At 50.3% G+C, this 21,348-nt stretch carries 18 protein-coding genes; 13 read left to right on the forward strand and 5 right to left on the reverse strand.

Annotated features, from left to right (window positions below; genetic code table 11):
* Nucleotides 1-8: 8 nt before the first annotated feature.
* The 8 genes from P40081_RS04295 to P40081_RS04330 all read left to right on the forward strand — a co-directional run bounded on the left by P40081_RS04295 (nt 9) and on the right by P40081_RS04330 (nt 10,361).
* Entirely contained in the window at nt 9-1,010 is a 1,002-nt protein-coding gene (locus P40081_RS04295; protein WP_042133588.1) for a sugar ABC transporter substrate-binding protein, read from the forward strand.
* A 47-nt stretch (nt 1,011-1,057) separates the two neighbouring features.
* Entirely contained in the window at nt 1,058-2,098 is a 1,041-nt protein-coding gene (locus tag P40081_RS04300; protein ID WP_042133589.1) for an NAD(P)-dependent alcohol dehydrogenase, read from the forward strand.
* A 287-nt stretch (nt 2,099-2,385) separates the two neighbouring features.
* Nucleotides 2,386-3,021: a glycoside hydrolase family 11 protein gene (locus P40081_RS04305; RefSeq protein ID WP_042133591.1), complete on the forward strand. Its 636-nt coding sequence runs from the start codon at nt 2,386-2,388 to the stop codon at nt 3,019-3,021.
* 214 nt (nt 3,022-3,235) lie between these two features.
* The gene (locus P40081_RS04310) at nt 3,236-4,075 is read left to right on the forward strand and encodes a formylglycine-generating enzyme family protein (protein WP_042133594.1); all 840 of its coding nucleotides are present in this window, start codon (nt 3,236-3,238) and stop codon (nt 4,073-4,075) included.
* A 111-nt stretch (nt 4,076-4,186) separates the two neighbouring features.
* On the forward strand, nt 4,187-6,469 hold the full coding sequence (locus P40081_RS04315; protein WP_042133596.1) for a helix-turn-helix domain-containing protein: 2,283 nt from the start codon (nt 4,187-4,189) through the stop codon (nt 6,467-6,469).
* Between the two features lie 299 nt (nt 6,470-6,768).
* A complete protein-coding gene (locus tag P40081_RS04320; RefSeq protein WP_081969822.1) occupies nt 6,769-7,728 on the forward strand; it encodes an ABC transporter permease in 960 nt (319 codons plus the stop codon).
* A gap of 15 nt (nt 7,729-7,743) precedes the next feature.
* Nucleotides 7,744-8,616: a carbohydrate ABC transporter permease gene (locus tag P40081_RS04325; RefSeq protein ID WP_042133598.1), complete on the forward strand. Its 873-nt coding sequence runs from the start codon at nt 7,744-7,746 to the stop codon at nt 8,614-8,616.
* A 71-nt stretch (nt 8,617-8,687) separates the two neighbouring features.
* Nucleotides 8,688-10,361, forward strand: a complete 1,674-nt coding sequence (locus tag P40081_RS04330) for an ABC transporter substrate-binding protein (protein ID WP_042133600.1) — start codon at nt 8,688-8,690, stop codon at nt 10,359-10,361.
* A 235-nt stretch (nt 10,362-10,596) separates the two neighbouring features.
* On the opposite strand, the gene P40081_RS04335 is transcribed toward P40081_RS04330, so the two are convergent.
* Nucleotides 10,597-11,013: a VOC family protein gene (locus tag P40081_RS04335; protein WP_042133602.1), complete on the reverse strand. Its 417-nt coding sequence runs from the start codon at nt 11,011-11,013 to the stop codon at nt 10,597-10,599.
* 489 nt (nt 11,014-11,502) lie between these two features.
* Here P40081_RS04335 and P40081_RS04340 point away from each other — a divergent pair, with 489 nt between their 5' ends.
* Together P40081_RS04340 and P40081_RS04345 are read left to right on the forward strand one after the other, a co-directional pair.
* Nucleotides 11,503-13,095, forward strand: coding sequence for a glycosyltransferase family 39 protein (locus P40081_RS04340; RefSeq protein WP_042133604.1), 1,593 nt, complete (start codon nt 11,503-11,505; stop codon nt 13,093-13,095).
* A complete protein-coding gene (locus P40081_RS04345; RefSeq protein ID WP_042133606.1) occupies nt 13,061-13,333 on the forward strand; it encodes a hypothetical protein in 273 nt (90 codons plus the stop codon). The genes P40081_RS04340 and P40081_RS04345 overlap by 35 nt, the downstream gene beginning before the upstream one ends.
* Before the next feature lie 39 nt (nt 13,334-13,372).
* On the opposite strand, the gene P40081_RS04350 is transcribed toward P40081_RS04345, so the two are convergent.
* Together P40081_RS04350 and P40081_RS04355 are read right to left on the reverse strand one after the other, a co-directional pair.
* Nucleotides 13,373-13,900 (reverse strand): ClbS/DfsB family four-helix bundle protein, encoded by a 528-nt coding sequence (locus tag P40081_RS04350; RefSeq protein ID WP_042133608.1) that lies wholly within the window; start codon nt 13,898-13,900, stop codon nt 13,373-13,375.
* Between the two features lie 67 nt (nt 13,901-13,967).
* Nucleotides 13,968-14,528, reverse strand: coding sequence for a histidine phosphatase family protein (locus P40081_RS04355; protein ID WP_042133609.1), 561 nt, complete (start codon nt 14,526-14,528; stop codon nt 13,968-13,970).
* A gap of 66 nt (nt 14,529-14,594) precedes the next feature.
* On the opposite strand from P40081_RS04355, the gene P40081_RS04360 reads away from it, so the two are divergent.
* Complete coding sequence (locus P40081_RS04360) at nt 14,595-15,512, forward strand: AraC family transcriptional regulator (RefSeq protein ID WP_042133611.1); 918 nt, start codon at nt 14,595-14,597, stop codon at nt 15,510-15,512.
* A 24-nt stretch (nt 15,513-15,536) separates the two neighbouring features.
* Entirely contained in the window at nt 15,537-16,109 is a 573-nt protein-coding gene (locus P40081_RS04365) for a GNAT family N-acetyltransferase (protein WP_042133613.1), read from the forward strand.
* Between the two features lie 78 nt (nt 16,110-16,187).
* On the opposite strand, the gene P40081_RS04370 is transcribed toward P40081_RS04365, so the two are convergent.
* Both P40081_RS04370 and P40081_RS04375 read right to left on the reverse strand, forming a co-directional pair.
* Nucleotides 16,188-17,963, reverse strand: a complete 1,776-nt coding sequence (locus P40081_RS04370) for an ABC transporter ATP-binding protein (protein WP_042133615.1) — start codon at nt 17,961-17,963, stop codon at nt 16,188-16,190.
* On the reverse strand, nt 17,950-19,725 hold the full coding sequence (locus P40081_RS04375; protein WP_042133617.1) for an ABC transporter ATP-binding protein: 1,776 nt from the start codon (nt 19,723-19,725) through the stop codon (nt 17,950-17,952). The genes P40081_RS04370 and P40081_RS04375 overlap by 14 nt, the downstream gene beginning before the upstream one ends.
* Nucleotides 19,726-19,958: 233 nt before the next feature.
* Between P40081_RS04375 and P40081_RS04380 the strand changes: the two genes are divergently transcribed.
* Nucleotides 19,959-21,338 (forward strand): amino acid permease, encoded by a 1,380-nt coding sequence (locus P40081_RS04380; RefSeq protein ID WP_042133619.1) that lies wholly within the window; start codon nt 19,959-19,961, stop codon nt 21,336-21,338.
* The last annotated feature ends 10 nt before the right edge of the window (nt 21,339-21,348 follow it).

Here is a 21,348-nt window from a genome sequence, read left to right on the forward strand (position 1 = left end):
GAAAAACAATGAGAAAAACATGGATCACCTTAGTTTCGATGCTGTTGGTACTGGGATTGCTCGCAGGCTGTGGCAACTCGAATACGGCAAGCTCATCCGATTCAGGAGCGCAAGGAAGTAACAGCGGTGAGAAAGTATATAAGGTTGCCTATATCGCCCGCGCGCAGTCGGACTCCTTTGCCGCCTGGCTTGCCAACGCCGTGAAGGAAGAAGCCAAGAAATATCCGAACATCAAGCTGGAGGTCTTCGACGGGCAGGCCAGTGACGATAAAGAGAATTCCATGATCGAGAATGCCATCACCAACAAGTTCGACCTCGTCATTGTGCAGCCGAATAACGGTGAGGCCCAAAGACCTTACGTAGAGAAGGTAATCAAAGCTGGTATTTATGCCATCACCACTAATGCACGCATCTCCGGCATTGAAGGAGCATCCACTGTGGATGCCGATCCTTACGAGCAGGCCGGAGTCAATGCCCGCGCAGCGCTGGAACAGATTCCGCAGAATGCCAAGGTCGTAGTACTCAACGGCCCGTCCGGGAACTTCCACGCCGATAAGCGGAGAGAAAGCTGGCAGAAGGAATTCTTCGACAAACGTCCGGATGTGCAGATCGTCGGCGAACAGATCGCGAACTGGAACAAGGATGAAGCGATGAAATATATGGAGGACTGGGTTCAGGCCAACGACAAGATCGACGCGGTAGTTTCCATGAACGACAATATGGCGGCAGGCGCGATTGAAGCGGTTAAGGATAATGCCAAGTTCAGCAGCATGCTGGCTTATGGAGTGGATGGAACGGCTGAGGCGTTTCAGCTGATCAAGGAGGGCAAGATGACCTCCACTTGTCTGCAGAATGCTTTTGAGCTGGCAGAGAAGCTGCTCGATACCAGCAACAAGCTGCTGACCGGCGCGGAGAAACAGATCGACACCGATATCGGTAACCCGCTGATTGCCAAGGATAATGTGGATGAGTATATCGCATTGCTGGAGAAGGCAGAGGCCTTGAAGTAATTCAGATGGTTATACAGAACGCTAATGCCCCTGAGGAGGAGAAACTTGTGAAGAACAGAGCCTTTTATATGACAGAGCTGAAGAAGCTGGAAATGAATGAAATTGATATGCCGGTAGCCAAAGAGGGCGAGGTTGTTGTAAAGCTGGAATATGTCGGGATTTGCGGCTCAGATGTGCACTATCTGGAGTATGGCCGGATCGGTGACTTCGTGGTCGACGGAGATTTCATCCTGGGGCATGAATGTGCCGGAGAAGTGGTGGAGCTGGGACCAGGGGTGAAGCATCTGAAGGTGGGGGACCGGGTTGCGCTGGAGCCTGGAGTGACCTGCGGCCAGTGTGAGTTCTGCAAGAGCGGCAAGTATAATCTCTGTCCGGATGTACAGTTTCTGGCGACTCCGCCTTACCATGGCTGCCTGATGGATTACATGGCTTTTCCGGAGAACATGGCCTTTAAGCTGCCGGACAACGTATCTTCGGAAGAAGGGGCATTGGTGGAACCGCTGGCGGTGGGCCTGCATGCTGCGGCACAAGGTGGAATTAAGCTGGGTGACCGTGTCGTGATCCTCGGAGCGGGGTGCATCGGGCTTGTCACACTTCTGGCCTGCAAGGCGTACGGAGCAACGGATATTGTGGTCGTAGACATCATTGAGAAGCGGCTGGAAGCGGCGAAGAAGCTGGGCGCCTCCCTGGTTATCAATGCGAAGCAAGAGAATGTGTTGGATGTCATCGCTGCACTGACAGACGGTCAGGGCGTGGATAAGGTCATTGAAACCGCAGGAAGCGAGCATACCGTGAAGCAGACCCCTTATCTGGTCAAAAGAGGCGGAACGATTGTGCTCGTCGGACTCGCAGCCAAGGATATCATCGACTTCGACTTCATGCAGATTATGTTCAAAGAAGCCGATATCAAATCGGTATTCCGTTACCGCAACCTGTATCCTGCCGCCATTGGAGCGATTGCCGGCGGTAAAATTGACGTCAAGGGTATCGTGACCCATGAATTCAACTTCGAGGATACCCAGAAGGCTTTTGATTTCGTCATCAATAACAAGGAAGATGTGGTGAAGGCCGTAATCAAGATGGGCTGATGGATCCATAAGATTGCTGATGCAGAGCCGTCCTTTAATGGGGCGGCTTTTTTAATTGATAAGTTATGCCGTCTCGTCTCCATAAGACCTATAAAAAGTGGGATTAAACCTTTAATTTGCAGAGAGAAATGTAAACGCTTACCTTATATAATTTACTCGTGAAGGAGGACAAGTAAATATCTGGGAGATAACTCAGGATAAGTTAGATTCTGCGGACAGAGGCTACGGGCAAGTGAGGGCGGGGAAGAAAGGCTGTACACAACAAATTATTCTTAGGAGGTAATTCAATGTTTAAGCTAAACAAGAAAATTCTAACGGTATTCATGGCAGCCACAATGAGCTTCAGCGCGTTTGCAGCGACCTCAAGTGCAGCAACAGATTATTGGCAGAACTGGACTGATGGCGGAGGTACAGTCAATGCTACGAACGGAACAGGCGGGAATTACAGTGTGAACTGGTCCAATACCGGCAATTTCGTGGTCGGCAAAGGCTGGAACGTTGGATCGCCAACACGAACAATCAACTACAATGCAGGCGTCTGGGCGCCGTCCGGCAACGGGTATTTAACCCTGTACGGCTGGACAAGAAATTCACTCATCGAATATTACGTTGTTGACAGCTGGGGTACTTATAGACCTACCGGAACGTATAAGGGCACCGTGACCAGTGACGGGGGCACCTATGATATCTATACCACTATGCGCTACGACGCGCCTTCCATTGATGGTAATGCCACATTCCCTCAATACTGGAGTGTAAGACAGTCGAAGAGAGCGACGGGAAGCAATTCTGCTATCACTTTCAGTAACCATGTTAACGCATGGAAGAGCAAAGGGATGAATCTGGGAAGCAGCTGGTCCTATCAGGTGCTTGCAACAGAAGGCTATCAGAGCAGCGGCAGCTCTAACGTAACGGTGTGGTAACAGGCGGCTGACAGGCACTAACCGGGTTCCGGTTATTCAGAAAGACGGCTGATCATTGATAGGACTGAGGCCTGCCGGTCACACAGCCGGCGGCCTTAATAAGCCAGCTATATAGGCTGAACTCCACATGAAATCTCTATAACTACTGTGCTTCCTATATAGAGGCTATCAGCAGGTCCGTACCTTTCCCAATCGGTTCAAAGGAGATATATCCATGCGAAAACTATCGATTGTCTTTTTAATAGCGTTAACGGGTATTGCCGCTGCCTGCTCGCAGGAGAAGCCTGCCAGGGAAGAGCGTCTTGTATGGGTCGAGGGCGGTGCCTTTGTAGACACAAAATCCAATTATTACGGAACAGATGTGACCCTCCCTGATTTTTATATCAGTAAGTATGAGGTGACTCAACAAGAATGGCTGGAGGTGATGGGGAATAACCCTTCCCAGTTTCAGGGGGATAATCTGCCCGTAGAGAGTGTAACCTGGTATGATGCTGTGGAGTACTGCAATCAACGGAGTATGAAAGAGGGCCTGAAGCCCTATTACAATATAGACAAGAACACTGTTGATCCGAATAATACAAGCGACAGAGATTTCATGAAATGGACCGTAACGGTCAATGCAGGAGTGAACGGCTACCGTTTGCCGACTGAAGCGGAGTGGGAATATGCAGCAGGTGGAGGACAGATGAGCAAGAGCAGCAGCTATAGCGGAAGCAGCAAGGCTGATGAGGTAGCCTGGTATTGGAGGAATTCCGGGGATCAATTCTTAACCGGGGATTGGAACTGGCCGGCGATCGAGAATAACCATAACCAGACGAAAATTAGCGGCCTCAAGAAACCCAATGAGCTGGGGCTTTACGACATGTCAGGTAACGTGAGGGAATGGTGCTGGAACTGGTACGAAGGCCCGGACAGCAACAGCGGCTCCCTCAGACTGGTGAAGGGCGGCGGGTGGATCGGCGGCGTTAACAATACAGAGGTATCTTTTCGGGGCAAGTTTGAGGGGAGCAGCAGGGGAAATGACCAGGGTTTTCGTGTGATCCGCAGTGAGTAAATAGCCAAACCTGCTTAAACTGTACATCAGATTTCAAATTGTACATATGAAGCTTACCCCAATTTCATTTATGATTGAAATGTACAAAAAAGGGAATTAGGGGGATTGCAATTGAATTTGGAAAGGGGTCACTTCACACAAAGTGTAGTTTTCCGGTTAATTGTCTCGTATGCGGTGATTCTGTGCATACCTGTCATTCTTAGTGTGATCATCTATGGTCAGACGAGAGAAGTTGTGAAAAATGAGATTAAGCTGGCAAGCAGAGCGATGCTTCAGCAGGTAAGATATATTGTGGACGGGGAGCTGCTGCAGACAGAGAGCCTTGCTACGCAGCTGGCCGTTCATTCCGAAGTGAAAGGCTTTCTGTCTTCATCCACACCTGATAACGCTTACAAAATATACGGGCTGAAGCAGGAGCTGGGCAAAATGTTATCTGCCAACAACTTCATTAAGGAGATTAACTTATATTCGAAACCGCTGCAGTCGGTGCTTTCCAGTGAGACCTATATAGAAGAACAATCTTTTTATGAGATGAAGCTTCAGACGGATACGTTCGCTTACGATGATTGGCAGCAGCTTATGGGCCAGCATCATTCGGGTGAATACGTGCTGCTTCCGCTCAAGAATCCGGATAAAAAAGTTACGTATACCCCGTTCTATATCCGTTCGTTGCCGATTCAGGCGACTGCCGAACTAACAGGCGCACTCATCATACCGCTTAATGTGGAGAAGATGATGACGATGCTCGCGAATATCGACTGGGTAGAGCGGGGCCGGGTATTTATTATGGACACAAACGGCCAGATTATGATTCAGAATGCTGGAGATACGCTGATCGAACCTTCGGCTTATCAGGAATGGAATGACCGCGGCACCGGCACCTTTACGAGCACCTTTCAGGGAGTTAAATCGATGATCACCATCGAGTCGTCCGATACGACAGGCTGGAAGTATATCAGCGTGTTTCCGACCGATGTCTTCTGGGAGCATATCGGGGGAATGCGGACGATGAACATGTACGGATTATTGCTGTGCTTTGCGGTAGGCAGTGCGGTTATCTATTATTTCGCCCGCAAAAACTATGATCCGATCAAAGAGCTGGTCAGCGTATTCAACCGCAATCCGGCGCAGGGCACCGGTGAATACCTGGATGAATATACCTTCATCCGCAGGAATGTTCTGGAGACGATCAGGGAACGGGATGATACGAACAATAAGCATGATCAACAGCTGCGCGTGCTGCAGAATTACTATTTAGGGAGGCTCCTGAAAGGTCAGGCCGACCGTAACGTCCCGTTCACGGAGCTGGCGAAGATGTATAAGCTGAATTGGACGACTGATCATTTCGCAGTGCTGCTGTTCTATATCGATAGCGATGACGATGGGATACAGGATCTCGCGTTATCCCAATTTATTGTATCCAATATTGTTGCCGACCTGGTCAGCAATCATTGGACGATCAATTTCACAGATATGGACGGCATGCTGGCGGCGGTCGTGAACGTAGCTCCGGAGCGTGCAGAGCACTGGAAGGATGATATCGAGGATGATCTGGCCCAAGCCTACGAATTCATTACTCTCCGGTACAAGCTCCGCTTCACCACAGTGGGCAGTGAGCTGCAGACAGGTCTGAACGGCGTGAATCTCGCGTTCCTTCAAGCCCTGGAAGCCCAGGAATACCGCAGCGTGCTCGGAGATGAGATGCTGATCTGGTATGGAAGCATCAAGCCAAGCGCCGGCAGTTATTTCTTCACGGTGAATGACCAGATGATGCTGATCAACTTCCTGAAGGCCGATGAATTTGATAAGGCCAACGAGATGATTAATAGTATCTTACAGCAAGCGTTCCAAAGAGAGAGGTCGCATGAAATTTCGAAATGCATCCTGCTTGATGTAGCGGCTACGATGATTAAGGCCATTCCTGATCAAGAGCAGGCCAGCATCGCCTGGGATGAATGGCGGCCGCTCAAGCGGCTGCTGTCCTGCAGCACGAAGCCTGAATTCGAGCAGGAGCTGCTCGATATCTTTGAGCGGGTATGCACGGTGCTCCGCAGTAAGCCTAATCTGCAGACGAGTGCCGGTATCGGCGAGAAGGTTACAGCGTTCGTGCAGGAGAACTACAGCGACAAGAACCTGAGTGTGTCACAGATCGGCGATCATTTCGGATTGACGCCGCAGTATGTATCCCGGTTGTTCCGCGAACAGACAGGGCAGGTCGGACTGCGTGATTATATCAGCCAGAGCCGGGTTGAAGCAGCCAAGGTTCTGCTGCTCGAAGGGGCCAGCATCGACGATACCGCCGAGAAGGTTGGATTCGCCAGCAGCCATGCGTTTATCCGGGTATTTAAGAAGTATGAAGGGATTACGCCGGGGAAATACAAGGCGATCCAGTGAAACAGGATAGTGAAACAGGATAGTGAAGCAGAGTGACAGATGATCTCCGGTTGCCGGAGGTCATCTTTTTTGGTTTCCAGAGCGGAAATACGCGAAACCGTCTATCCGTTTCAAGATGTCAACCGCCATTTGCAGGTTAACGTACATCATTTCCGGTATTGAACATTGATGAGCCGCCGGGTTAGCAAGTACATTGATGGAGCAGAAAGCGATTACATCCGGACGGCCGCGAACCCGCCCGCAAGCGTCAGGCAGCCGTCACTGCTAGAGTGAATTATTCGTGAGGAAGTGATGATGACATGGCAGTTCCTGCTAAAGCCAAGACAGCAGGCATGATTCCACGCAAGAAGGCGGACAGAATTCCCTTATGGAAGCATGTTAAACAAGAATGGAAGCTATATTCGTTTCTGGTCATCCCGGTAATCTACTTCATTATTTTCAAGTATGCGCCGATGCTGGGGAACATTATTGCTTTCCGGAAGTACAGAGGCGGGCCTAATATCCTGGGTACGGAATGGGTCGGGTTTACGTACTTCGAGATGTTTATGAAGGATCCGACATTTTGGCGGGCTTTTTTCAATGATCTTACTTTAAGTGTTAGTTATCTGCTGGTAAAATTCCCTGTTACTTTGTCATTTGCGCTTCTGCTTAACGAAATACGGAGGATCAAATGGAAGAAATTCGTCCAGACGGTATCCTATCTTCCGCATTTCATCTCCATGGTTATCGTCGCAGGGATGATTAAAGAGGTGGTTTCTTTAACGGGCCCCCTGAATAGCGTTCTGACGTCCTTTGGACTGGAAACAATCTCCTTCATCTCCCTGCCGCAGTGGTTTCCGGTGATCTATGTTACCTCCGGCGTCTGGCAGAGCCTGGGCTGGGGAACGATTCTCTATCTGGCCGCGATGACCGGCATCGATCCATCATTGTATGAGGCAGCGAAGATTGATGGCGCTAACCGCTTCAAGCTGGCGAAGCATGTGACCATTCCCGGCATTCTGCCGACGATTATGGTGCTCCTGATTCTGGATATCGGCAGTATTCTGGGTTCCAATTTCGAGAAAATCCTGCTGCTGTACAATCCGCTCACCTACGAAACCGCTGATGTTATCTCTACCTATGTGTACCGGATGGGGATCACCGGAGGGAACTTCAGCTATGCGACAGCGGTAGGCTTGTTCGAAGGGATTATTGGACTGATCCTGGTGACGATTGCCAATACCGTATCCAAAAGAACTACGAAATCAAGCCTGTGGTAGAAAGGAGCCGAACCCGTGAAGCGAACCTCAACCTTTAACTTGTTTAACATTTTGAACAGTATATTTATGATTCTGATTGTCATCTTCACCTTATATCCATTCGTCTATCTCGTAGCCCAGTCCTTCAGTTCGGAAGCCGCTATCTATGCAGGCAAGGTGACCTTATTCCCGGTAGAATTCACGACCAAAACGTATGAGGTGATCTTGAGCAAGCCGGATTTCTTCCATTACTACTGGAACACCATTGTATATTCCGTAACAGGCACTTTAATCGCGGTGGCCGCAACGGCAGTGATATCCTATCCGCTGTCCAAAGAGAAGCTGAGGCTCAACAAATTCTTCATTCCATTCGTACTATTCACGATGTATTTCGGAGGCGGGCTCATCCCGAACTATATTCTGGTGGCCAAAACTTTAGAGATGCGGGATACGATCTGGGCGATTGTCATTCCGGGGGCGATCAGCGCCTTCAATGTCATCCTGATGAAGACGTTTTTTGCCAGCCTGCCTTATGAATTAGAAGAAGCGGGAAGAGTTGACGGTCTGGGGGTATTCGGGATTTTCACCAAAATCATTCTGCCGTTATCGAAGCCCATTCTGGTAACCATTATGCTGTTCGTGATGGTCGGCATGTGGAACAACTGGTTCGGACCGTCACTCTATCTGCAGTCGAAAGAGAAATGGCCGGTCGCCCTATATCTGAAGCAAATCATCGACAACGCGGTCAGTCCGACCGAAATCGGGGCATCCTCCGATCAGACGAGCCAGATTGCGGCTAGCATCAAATCAACGGCCATGGTGTTAACCTCACTGCCTATCATCTGCGTGTATCCTTTCGTGCAGAAGTATTTCGTACAGGGCATGATGATCGGCGCGGTCAAAGGATAAACGGTATAACCGGAGGGGGTTATGGCCCTCTCTGTTATATATAGCTCTATACACAAAAAGGGAGGCAAACAATGAGATTCAGTAAACCACTTGCAATGGCATCGCTGGCGTTGATGTTGTCTATGACAGCTTGTTCATCCGGAAATAAAGAGGCTTCGGGCACCAGTAATTCCACAGCACCGAATGCTGCGGGTACGAATGCCCCTGCAACAGCCGGGGCGGAAGATTATACCTTTGGCGCAGATCAGACCTTCCACTCGAATGAACCGGTAACCTACTCCATGATGTACAGCGACCATGAGAATTATCCATATAATAAAGACTGGCGGCTGTGGAGTGCGATCCAGGAGAAAACGAATGTAAACTTCGATCTGGCCATTACGGCAAGAACCGAATATGAGAACCAGAAATCCCTGCTCGTGAACAGCGGAGATGCTCCTTATATTATTCCCAAGACTTATGATGAATCCGCTTTCGTGGCCACAGGCCAGATTGTACCTGTCAGTGACTGGGTGCAGTACATGCCGAACTATATGAAGGCCGTGAAGGATTGGGGAATGGAGGAGGACCTGAAGGCTAAGCTCAAGGAGGACGGCAAATATTACGTGCTTCCAGGCATGTGGGAGATTGCCGGCGGCGGTTATTCCTACATTATCCGCAAGGATGTGTTTGAGGCTGCGGGAGTGGATGTTGAAGGCCAGCAGGGCAACTGGACCTACGAAGACTTCTATGAAGCGATGAAGAAGGTCAAGGACTTCACAGGCAGCAATTATGTCATCTCTGACCAGTTCAAGGGAGATTCCGCACTGAACATTGCTGCGGTTCAATATGGCGTTACTGCCGGCTGGGGATTATCCAACGGTCTGGTCTTTGACCAGGATAAGCAGCAGTTTGTTTTTGCCGATGCCTCCGATGACTTCAAGGACTATCTGGGTTACTTCAACAAGTTAGTCAATGAAGGCATTATGGACCCTGAATCCTTCACTCAGGAAGATGATGCGGCACAAGCCAAGTTCTTCAAGGGTGACACCTACGTGATCAGCGGAATCTATCAGGTTATGGCCGATTTCAAGAGCAAGATGCAGGTTCCGGATAGCGAGCTCTACATGATCACCCAGCCGGGCGGCCCGAAAGGGAAGCTGCAGGTTGAAACCTCCCGTCTGGAGAACGGAATCATGATCAGCCAGAATGCGCTGGATGACCTGGGCGAAGAAGAGTTCATTAAGATGCTCCGTTTCGTCGACTGGTTCTGGTACTCTAATGAGGGTCAGATGCTCAGCTTATGGGGCGTAGAAGGGGAGACGTATACACTGGATGCAGACGGAAATGTAGTGCTGAATCCGGATATCTATTATAACGGAATCAATGAAGGTGCTGCTAAGCAGCTGAATGTGGATTACGGCTTCGCCGGCGGGATGTTTGCCTACGGCGGCTCTGAGAAGCTGAAGCTGTCCAAGATGACCGATGGGGAGAAAGACTTCGTGAGCCGCGTCCAGTCGACACGGGATACCCGCAAGCTGGCACCGCCGATCATGGCTACTCCTGAAGAGAATGAGCAGATGAAGCTGATCTCGACGCCGCTGATGGATTACGTCAAGACCATGACGCTCAAGTTCGTGACCGGCCAGGAAAAGCTGGACAACTGGGACCAGTATACGGCTCAGGTTGAAGCGAATGGCAGCACGCGGTATACGGAGATGGCCAATGACATTTTTGCGAAGACAAAGAGTCTGTTAGGGTATTAATGATTAACTCGCTTAAGTAAATAGATTCAAGCACGGCAGATCCCCTTCAGGCAGACTTTCCGGCAGCAGCATCTTAGGATGCGGTGGCTGGAGAGGGCTTGGAGGGGATTTCTATGTGTATTCCTAATAGTCAGCATCCATTCTCTATTAATGCTGTCATAGTAGCACAACATATTTGGAAAATATTGCACTTTCCTGATCAGTTATTGCTGATTATTGTCGTTAGGGTGCACGGCTATGCCTGCTCCGTCATAAGCCCCCAGCGAAATTCAAATTTGTCTATGACGGAAGCCATGCAGGAACTATAGGTTGTGCTGCGTAAGGGCTGAAGGATACTCCCCTCCCTCGTTAGAACCTCGTAAGCCAGCTTTACCTGAGCCTCAGCTTCAAAAGTAACCGTGAGAAAGAATGAGCGGCTTCCGGCAGATTGCAGTTCAAGCTCATCTGCCAGCATCAGGCGCTGCTCACCAATATAAGCCTCTGAATGATATACATAGCTGAGCTGTTCGCTGGTGAAAGGGATATCCCAGTCCCGTTTGTCTGCGTCAGAGTAGTGCAGGATATAGTTTGTTCTTAAGTCAAAAGCCTGCGTGTATAAAGCGATCGCCTCTTCACATTGCCCGTTAAAGTGCAGGGTGGGGGTAATTGGCATCGGGGTCATCTCCTGGTAAGAGAATTGTTTTATTATACATATTTTAACATCATAAATCGTGAAAGAAAAACAGATCCAGGAGGCAACCTGAAGGGTTAGTAATATATAATCCTGCACCAAATACAACATTTTCCTCAATAAATTGGCCGATTTTCAAAATTGTTGTACAGAATGCAACATTTCTCCTCCTACTGGCAGTTCAGCGGGGGGATTCTTGTATTTTGTACAACAATTCTCCCAAACACCCGGTTATCTACGACTCGAAGTTGTAATACGTACAACATTATTATTTTCTGAGGGTGAAATTGTGGGATTTACTCTGCTGCTGGGCGGGGGAGCGTGCTATCCAGCTTTATCCATGTATATTGGCGCACCTGAAATTCACCTTAACCCCATCTTCATCTGTTATTCAGGTTCGGTGTTTATACTACTTCTATAAATCAAGGCATGTGCGGATGGAGAACGGACGCTGCCGTAGAGGAGGTTAACATGGTAAAAGGAATCCAGCGAATTTTATACGTCCTGCTTGCCTTTTTCATAGGGCTGTTTATTGCTTCCTCCTTCTTTATCAGGGCGAAATATAACTATGCAATCTATGGTGATACAACAGTGCTGGAGAAACAGAATCTCTTGCTCTTTATCCTGCTGATCGCAGCCGTTCTGGGACTGAGCTATGTGCTGTACAGGCTCTGTCTGAAGCTTAATAAATATAGCAGGCAAATAGTCATCCCTGCGGTCCTGTTATTATCTGCCGCCATTCAACTCGTGATCATCTTCCTGTTCACCCGCATGCCGACGGACGATTCGCAAACGGTGCTGTCGCTGGCGTGGGATATGCTGTACAACAAGGATTATTCATCCTTCCAGCAGGGCGGATATCTGTATATGTTCCCATTCAATTTCTCAATCGTTCTGTACCTGAAGACGCTGCTGTTCCTGTTCCCGGACAATTATCTGGTCATCAAAAGCTTCAATATCCTGTTCTCGCTGGTCACCACGCTAATGATCTACCTGCTCTACAAAGAGCTGAATACCAAGTCCCGATCGAATGACTATGGTGTCCTGGTAATTGCCGCGACCTATATTCCATCCTTGTTTATGAGCAACTTTATCTATAATGATGTGATTGCAACCGCTCTGCTGACCAGCGCTTTGTACTTTGCCGTTACGTTCATCCGCAGAAGATCCATGAAGGATATCGTGTTCGCGGCCATCCTGCTGGCCATCGGCAACTATTTCCGGAGTACCGGCATGATCTTTCTGATTGCCGTGCTCATCTGCCTGCTAGTTAACCTGCGTCATCTTGGGCTGAAAAAAGCCATCGCCTCCATAGCCATAACACTGCTGATATTTAACATTCCGGGCTGGACGCAGAACGCTGCGCTCCAGGCCACAGGTATCGTGGACGAATCGCCGTCCAGCAATGCTGCGCCGGTCTATATGTGGCTGAATATGGGGATCAATCTGGAGACGCTCGGCTTCTGGGATAACCGGGAGAGCTATAATATCTATCAGCAGGATGCCGGATACAATAAAGCGGAGAGTGTGGAGCTGTTCAAAGCGTCCATCAGCAATAAGCTCTCTGAGGCTACTCTAGGGGAGCTTGCCGGAATGTATTATAAAAAGCTCGTATGGATCTGGACCGAAGGAACGTATCAGTTTGAACGGTACGGCATCGGGAATGATGGAACCTCTATCGGCGGCGGGGGACGAAACGGCTTTGTGATGGACCGCTATATCTATTCCACCTCTGCATCAGAGCTGCTTAAGGGAGATTCGAATTACCGGAGCGGGCTGCAATGGGTGGTGTATATGCAGAATTTACTGATGTATGGCTTTATTCTCTTCCGGCTGATCAGTAGTATTCGGGCTAAGCGGTATGCGGAAACCTCTTTGGTGCTGGTGATTCTGGGCTTCATCGGCTTCTATCTGCTCTGGGAGATCAAGGCCCGGTATATTTATCCGGTATATCCGCTGCTGATTGTTTTATCCTATATGGGCTTTAAAGATGTCTATGAACTTCTGACCACGAAAAGGGGGCTTGGGCATGCGGCTCAACATGCGGCTAAAGATGCAGACTAAGAAATTTCGCATCACCTTACTCATTGCTGTGCTTAGCTGTTCGCTGGTGCTCACCTCTTGTGAGGCAATTACTGCCCAGAAGATCTCAAGTGACGATTTCAACTCCAGGTCGGGCGGGTTCCCCGGCATGAACGGCGGCACGAATTTCAATGGCGGCGGCCGGGGGATGGATCAGGGAGGCACGCGCAGAGGCGGCAGTCAGGGGACGGATAGGGGAACGGGCAGCAGCCAGCAATAGAGAGCAATAGCCAGCAATGAGCCGGCCGGGTAGTGGAGGTTATGCCAGCGTGGCGGGGAAATGCTTTTTCCACTTTCTGATCTTCCCCCGGAAGGATTTGAACGGAGCTGCTGAGTTGATGTGAATCCACCGGGCCATGGGCCAGTTGTCCTTGGTTCCGGTCCATTTACGTGAGCCCTGGATGAACAGCTCTTCTTCCGTTAATGTGCTGACCCAGTCCAGCCACTGCTGCTCTGATTGCCGGAATAGGCTGCGCAGTTCAGTCAGTGAATACTCAGAATATGTGCTGTAAAAGGACTGATATAATCCGCCCAGCTCATTCCACTTATAATCCTGGGCGGGCATTAGGAAGGCCTGTCCTTCCAGCTCTTTCTGATCCCAGCTCCTCACCAGCTCCAGCCATCCCAGCTGATAGGCGATGATCTCGGCGGGGGTTTTATCCACTTCAGGAATTCGCGTATCCTTATACTTATCGTCAATACCGTCATACTCGGCGTCCAAGAGCAGGTAGAGGGTATGGATCGTTTCCATCAGCTCCTGTTTGGACGAATATTCATAGCTTGCCATAGCGCTCACTCCTTTACATTGGTTATACCATAGAGCTGTGACAGCAGTCTGTCCAGTTTAACCAGAGTCAGGTCCTGTTCCAAATCCGCTGCACGCCGGTAAGTGTGTCTCCATTGAAGCTTAGCTTATAGATATCCGGCATATCCAGCTGCTTCCAGAAGCCGTAATCATAACGCTTATCCAGCGCATTCATGATTAAGACCATAATGTTACCGTGAGTCCCGATGACGGCGTTACTGCCTTGGTATTGCTGCAATACTTTGTGGAGTGCCTGAACTCCCCTGTCCTGGGCAATCAGGTTAGATTCTCCGCCTTCCCAGGCAAAAGAGGGATTCTCCCATACCTTCGCAACGGCCTGGCCGAAGTCACTGACGGGTCCGCCGGACAATAATCGTTCTCTGAAATCCTCTTCGATTACAGGTTCAAGGCCCAGGGGGCCGGCCAGTCCTTCAATGGTCTGTATTGCCCGTTTATAGGGACTGGAGATCAGGACATGAATATTCTCTTGGATGAGCAGTCCGCTGACCTTCCGCGCATCTGCTTGTCCGCGTTCAGATAAAGGTCTGTTTAATTCATCGGCAGAATAAGCCGAGTGCGCATGCCTTACCAAATACAAATTTGTAACCATTATTTATCACCTCATCTGCTAATATTTGTAATGCATTGTATCATGAATGAAGCGGGGAATTCAGCGATGAATCTTGATTATAGAGAGCGGATCGATAAGGTCATTGCCTACATAGAGGAACACAGCAGTCAGCCGCTTAAGCTCGATACGCTGGCGGAGATCTCCCATTTCTCCAAATATCATTTCAGCAGAATATTCACAGCTATGGTCGGTGTGACTCCCATGGCCTTTGTAAACAGGAAGCGTATACAGCACTCACTGGTGCTGCTGACCGAAACGAATAAGACTATTCTGGAGGTTGCAGGTCAAAGCGGTTTCGAATCGGTATCGGTCTTTAATGCCCATTTCAAACGGTATTATGGCTGTACACCGGGCAGTATCAGGAACAGCAGCCGGAGAAATAGCAATTTCGCATCATCCCTCAGCAATATGCAGGCAGAATCAGCTTCCCTGGCAGATTACAATAGAGCAAGAAGTAATCCGCTGTTAAGGAGGGCTTGGGATAGTATGGTAGAAATCAGGCAGATCCCTGAGGTTGAAGTTGCTTATATCAGGCATATTGGAAGTTACCTGGATACGTATAGCGCATGGGACAAGCTAAGCCGCTGGGCATACCAGCGGGGTATTCATGGAGGGAATCAGCAGTTTATCGGAATATCGTTGGATGACGGGGATCTCGTAGAGGAGTCTGCGTGCCGGTATGATGCCTGTGTCACCCTTCCGGAAGGGTTTGATCGGGAGACGCACCGGCTGCAGGTGGAATTCAAGACAGTATCCGGCGGCATGTATGCAGTGTATTCATACTACGATACGGTGGACAAATTGGTTCTCGCGTATGACAGCATGTTCAGTGTATGGTTGCCCCGCAGCGGATATGAAGCGGACGACAGGCCCTGCCTCGAATTCTGTCTGAATGATCCCATGAAGGATCAGGAAGGCAAGTGTAAGGTTGATTTGTATATCCCCATTAAGCAGCGCGTATAAGTTTCGGAGAATGGAGTGGCGGGAATGAATTTGGATGTTGTATTTGAACGGTTTCCTGTACTAAGATCAGATGAACTTGTATTGAACAGAATTGAGGAGACTCATCTGGACGAGCTGTTTGATATTTACAGCAACGATAGAGTTTTTGAATATTGCGGGATCATCCCGAAGCATAACAAGGCTACAGTCAGCAATATGATAGGACATTTTGAACGGGACTACGCCAAAAGATCAAGGATCAAGTGGGGCATCTTTGCCAGTGGTGAGGAGGGTCGTCTGCTCGGAATTATTGAAGCCTGTGATTTCAATCAGAAGGTGAATATGGTGACGATCGGCTACTTCCTGGCGGAAGCCCATTGGGGGCAAGGCATTGCCTCTAAGGCTGTTGAAATCCTGCTGGATTATATCTTCAGGGAGGTTCAGGTGAACAGAATTCAGGCCGAAGTCATGCTGATGAATGAACCGTCCAAGAAGGTGCTCCTGAAGACCGGCTTCATCAAGGAGGGGATGCTGCGGCAAGCCGCCTTGTGGTCAGGCAAAGGAATTGTCGATCTGGAGATATACAGTATGCTTAGGGAAGATTATATTCAGGTGTGAAAATAAGAAAAAAAAGCTCAGGCCCGTTAATAGGCTTGAGCTTTTTGATGCGTTAAGAACTAAATTTGCGGGGGAGGCTTATGCTTCCATCTTCTGCGCCGTATAGAGCCGGTGGTAGAGGCCGCGGCGGGCGATCAGCTCATCATGCGAGCCGCTTTCCGCAATGCCCTTATTCGAGACATACATGATGCGGTCGCAGTTCTTCACGGTGGACAGCCGGTGCGCGATGATGAACGAGGTACGTCCCTTAAGCAGCTCATTCAGACCCTTCTGGAGCAGACGCTCGGTCTGCGCGTCAATGGAAGAAGTGGCTTCATCCAGAATGAGAATGCGCGGATTGGCCAGCAGGGTTCTGGCGAACGAGATGAGCTGCCGCTGTCCCTGGGACAGCTTGGAGCCGCGCTCATTAACCTCCGTCAGGTAGCCCTGGTCAAATTCACGGATGAAATCATCGGCGCAGACAGCCTTCGCAGCGGCGATGACCTCTTGCTCGGTGGCATCCGGTCTGCCGTAGCGGATATTATCCAGAATCGTTCCCGAGAAGATGAAGCTGTCCTGCAGCATAATCCCCATCTGGCTGCGCAGCGATTTCAGCGTGATCCCGGCAATATCCTGCCCGTCGATCAGGATTCTGCCGCCGGTAAGGTTATAGAAGCGCGAGATCAGATTGACGACCGTAGTTTTACCTGCACCGGTCGGACCGACCAGGGCGATGCTCTCTCCGGCTGCGACATCGAAGGAGATGTTCTCCAGGATGTTCAGCCCCGGATCGTAGGCGAAGGTTACATCGTCGAAGGTAACCCGGCCCTGAACGGGCGGCAGCTCCTTCGCCCCGGGAATATCGCTGACGGTAACCGGCTCATCCAGCGTTTCGAAGATACGCTCTAGATAGGCTACCGCATTGATGAAGTTATTGTACAGCTGGGATAGATTCAGAATCGGCTGCCAGAAGCGGGCGGCATAACTGCTCATCGCGAGAATGACACCAAGCGTCATGCTCTGCGGGTTCAGAGTCAGCAGGCCGACCAGGAAAATCATTGCCGTAACCATGGTAGACAAGTTATCGACAGTAAACGGAATAAGCGTGTTGTAACGCAGCGCCCGCATCCATTCCGTGCGGAAATTACCGGCCAGGCGCGTAAAGACGCCCTCATTGCGCTGTTCCCGGGAGAACATCTGGGTTACACCGATACCGCTGATACTTTCCTGCAGATAGGCGTTCAGATTGGAGCTTTTGTTCGATACCGCCTGCCATGCCCGGCGCTGCCGGGTTTTGATGAGCAGCATGACACCGAGGAATACAGGCAATCCGGCAAGGATGACGAAGGAGAGCCGGACATCAACGGCGAACATGAAGGCAGCGATGAAAATCAGATTCACGATTTCCAGGATAAAGTTAATAATTCCGTTCGACAATACGTCGGATACCGCATTAACGTAGTTTACAACCCGGATCAGGATCTTGCCCTGCGGCCGGTCATCGTAATATTTGAACGGCAAATCCTGCAGATGCTTGAACAGATCGGTACGGATATCGAAGATAATATCCTGCCCGACACTGGTCATAATCCGTGAGCGGATAGTAGCCAGAATTACGCTGACCACAATGGTCGCCAGCATCAGCGCGGACCAGCCGACCAGCGCGCCCATATCTTTGGCGGGAATGGTTACGTCTACCACATGCTGCATAATCAGCGGGGCGGATAGGGCGATAGCCGCTGACAGTGCGCTAAGCACGAATGCGAGAATCATCGGTTTCTTCTTGCGTCTGATATAGACCATAGCCCGCCGGAAATGCTTAATATTAAACGGCGATTCCAGATTCTCATCGACATCGAATTTATTCCTGGCCACTCTCGGTCACCTGCCTTCCAATGCCCTCGTTCTGCAGCATGAATACATCGTAGTAATACCCCCGCTTGGCCAGCAGCTCGGCGTGGGTGCCTTCCTCAATCAGACGGCCGCCCTCTAAGATCAGGATGCGGTCTGCCTGGGCGGTAGTGGATACCCGCTGTGCAATGATAATCTTCGTGCAGGGATACTCCAGCTCACGCAGACTCCGCTGAATATGCTCCTCCGTCTCCAGATCGACCGCAGACGTCGTATCATCCAGGATCAGGATTGGACGGCGGACTGCCAGCGCGCGGGCAAGCGCAATACGCTGCTTCTGTCCCCCGGACAAGCCGACACCGCGTTCGCCGACTACCGTGTCATAGCCTTCCGGCATTTTGACGATGAAGTCATGGGCTGCTGCGAGGCCGGCATAGGCCTGCGCTTCTTCTTCCGTAAGCTCAGGGTCGCCATAAGCGATGTTGCCGTCGATCGTATCGGAGAACAGGAGGACGTCCTGCGTAGCCATCCCGATATTCCCGCGCAGTTCATCAAGCTCAAGCTCACGGACATCTCTGCCGTCTACCAGCACGCGGCCTCCGGCCACATCGTAGAACCGGGGGATCAGGTTGATCAGCGATGTCTTGCCTGAGCCTGTTGCGCCCATAATGGCGATCGTTTCGCCGGGTTCAATCGTGAAGCTCAGATCATCCAGCACGGTAGCGCTGTCATATTTGAACCGGACATGCTCGAACTCAATCCGGCCCTCATAGCGGCGGCTCTCTGTGACATTGTGCTCGTTCACAATAGCGGGGCGGGCATAATAGATATCAACGATTTTGGATAAGCTGGCAAAAAAGCGCTGGATATCATTGATAATAATCCCGATATTGCGCATAGGGTTGGATACCGCCCAGATAAGCGAAGAGAAGGCTGCGAATTCACCAAAGGTGATCCGGCCGTGCATCAGGAAGTAACCACCGGCCAGCATCAGGATGACGTTGAAGGCTTGGGCGAAGGACTCCAGATAAGGAAAGTAATCGAGCCAGACGAGGGCCGCCTTCTTGTTCGCCACAGAGTAGTTGACGTTCTTCTCCGTGAATTTGGCAATCTCAAACTCTTCACGGGCGAAAGCTTTGACTACACGGTTGCCTGAAATGTTCTCCTGGGTCGTCGTGTTAAGCTGGGACAGCCGCTCGCGCAGATCAATGTACATGGGACGGACACGTTTGGCGAAGATAAAGGCCACGACAAAAATCGGTGGCGACAGGATCAGCATCCACAGCGTCAGCTGGACATCGATCGTAAGGAAATAAATAACGGCCGCCAGAAAAATCGTCAGCGATTCAATGATCGTCTTGAAAATCCACGCCATCGAATGCCGGACCATATCCAGATCGCCTGTCATCTTGGTCATAAGATCACCGGTACGGTTGCGGTCATAATACTCCCGGTCCTGCCCCTGAATCTTGTTGTACAAATAAATGCGGATGTTGTACATCATATTCTGGGAGGATATTTCGTACTGCATGGTCGTTAGATAAGCCAGACCTGTACGGAGCAGGGAAAAGCCAATCATGCCCAGGCAGAGCGCGATGAGCAGACCCCTCTCTGTAGCAAGATTCTGCCCTGCATGGTCGCCGGCTATAAACGTATCGACGATACGCTGGCTGAGGTAAGGGTTCACAATCGTTAGACTTGAGCCCACTACCGAGAGACAAAGTGCCACGATATACCGTGCCCGGTTGCCCTCCAGGTTTTGCCACAGCCATTTAAGTTCAAACATCTGATCACCTGCTTCTGTTTTTCTTATTTCGTGTGAATAAATCAAAGTGATTATAACACTATGAAACAAAATGTATAGGTTTACAGCTAATTTTCTTGTTACAATCGACCGAACTTTTGGTGGAGTAATTCTGCATTGCGTTAATGTATGTCACAGCTTACAATGATTCTGACATACTATGATAGTTTTGCGTTCTACATAGGCAAGGAACATATATGAGGGGGAGCATTTTTTTGGAAACGAAACAGTTAACAAGAGGGCTTAAGCCGCGCCATATCGAGCTGATCGCACTCGGCGGTACGATTGGTGTAGGGTTGTTCATGGGCTCTGCAAGTACGATTAAATGGGCGGGGCCGTCGGTGCTGCTGGCCTATCTTTTGGCGGGAATAATCATGTTTTTTGTGATGCGGATTATGGGGGAGATGCTGGTGCTCGAACCGGTCACCGGCTCCTTCGCCACCTTTGCCCACAAATACATCAGTCCGCTGGCCGGATTTCTCACTGCCTGGAGCTATTGGTTCCTCTGGGTGACTGTAGGCATGGCGGAGGTTACGGCAATCGGGATTTACGTGGGATATTGGTTCCCGGACATACCGCAGTGGATTCCGGCTCTGATTGGTGTAGGTATTATTGCGGCAGCCAATCTGGCAGCTGTGAAATTGTACGGGGAGTTTGAATTCTGGTTCGCGATGATCAAGGTGGTCGCCATTGTCGTGATGCTGGTGATTGGAACGGGAGTAATCTTCTTTGGTCTGGGGAACGGCGGACAGCCGCTCGGCTTGTCGAACCTGTACAGCCATGGAGGCTTTTTTGCGGGAGGACTGAAGGGCTTCCTGTTTGCGCTCTGTATTGTCACGGCCGCCTATCAGGGGATTGAGCTGGTGGGCATTACCGCAGGGGAAGCCGAGGATCCTAAGCAAACGCTACGAAAAGCGATCAAAAATATCATCTGGCGTATCCTGATTTTCTATGTGGGGGCAATCTTCATCATTGTAACAATCTATCCATGGAACGAAATTGGCGGAATCGGCAGTCCATTCGTGATGACCTTTGCCAAGGTGGGAATTGTCGGCGCTGCGGGCATCATCAACTTTGTCGTGCTGACAGCGGCCATGTCGGGCTGCAACAGCGGAATCTACAGTGCGGGCAGAATGCTGTACACCTTAGCCCAGAACGGGCAGGCTCCGAAGTTCTTCGGGAAGGTCTCGGCAAGCGGGGTGCCCAGAAACAGTATTATTACAACCATCTCCCTGCTGCTGGTCGGGGTGCTGTTCAACTACCTTATGCCGGATTCCAAGCTGTTTCTCTATATTTACAGCGCCAGTGTGCTTCCGGGAATGATTCCTTGGTTCGCTCTGGCCTTCAGCCAGTTCCGGTTCCGGGACAAGTGGAAGGGCGAAATGGCAGATCATCCGTTCAAGTCGCGCCTGTTCCCGATAAGCAACTACATTATCATTATCTTCCTGTCGCTCGTGATCGTCGGCATGTGGTTCAACCCGGACACACACCTGTCGCTGATTGTGGGGGCTTCGTTCCTGGCCATTGTTGTTGCCGGCTATTATGCCTTCGGCATTGGCAAGCGTGAGCGTCCGGAGGAGGCGGGGGAAGCTTAGATGATAATAA

Origin of the sequence: Paenibacillus sp. FSL P4-0081 (assembly GCF_000758565.1) — a bacterium.
Lineage (GTDB): Bacteria > Bacillota > Bacilli > Paenibacillales > Paenibacillaceae > Paenibacillus_AQ > Paenibacillus_AQ phytohabitans.

Coding starts and splice junctions, on each gene's coding strand:
- P40081_RS04295 (WP_042133588.1), top strand. CDS start 9: ATGAGAAAAACATGGATCACCTTAGTTTCGATGCTGTTGGTACTGGGA.
- P40081_RS04305 (WP_042133591.1), top strand. CDS start 2,386: ATGTTTAAGCTAAACAAGAAAATTCTAACGGTATTCATGGCAGCCACA.
- P40081_RS04310 (WP_042133594.1), top strand. CDS start 3,236: ATGCGAAAACTATCGATTGTCTTTTTAATAGCGTTAACGGGTATTGCC.
- P40081_RS04320 (WP_081969822.1), top strand. CDS start 6,769: ATGGCAGTTCCTGCTAAAGCCAAGACAGCAGGCATGATTCCACGCAAG.
- P40081_RS04330 (WP_042133600.1), top strand. CDS start 8,688: ATGAGATTCAGTAAACCACTTGCAATGGCATCGCTGGCGTTGATGTTG.
- P40081_RS04335 (WP_042133602.1), bottom strand. CDS start 11,013: ATGCCAATTACCCCCACCCTGCACTTTAACGGGCAATGTGAAGAGGCG.
- P40081_RS04340 (WP_042133604.1), top strand. CDS start 11,503: ATGGTAAAAGGAATCCAGCGAATTTTATACGTCCTGCTTGCCTTTTTC.
- P40081_RS04345 (WP_042133606.1), top strand. CDS start 13,061: ATGCGGCTCAACATGCGGCTAAAGATGCAGACTAAGAAATTTCGCATC.
- P40081_RS04350 (WP_042133608.1), bottom strand. CDS start 13,900: ATGGCAAGCTATGAATATTCGTCCAAACAGGAGCTGATGGAAACGATC.
- P40081_RS04355 (WP_042133609.1), bottom strand. CDS start 14,528: ATGGTTACAAATTTGTATTTGGTAAGGCATGCGCACTCGGCTTATTCT.
- P40081_RS04360 (WP_042133611.1), top strand. CDS start 14,595: ATGAATCTTGATTATAGAGAGCGGATCGATAAGGTCATTGCCTACATA.
- P40081_RS04365 (WP_042133613.1), top strand. CDS start 15,537: ATGAATTTGGATGTTGTATTTGAACGGTTTCCTGTACTAAGATCAGAT.
- P40081_RS04375 (WP_042133617.1), bottom strand. CDS start 19,725: ATGTTTGAACTTAAATGGCTGTGGCAAAACCTGGAGGGCAACCGGGCA.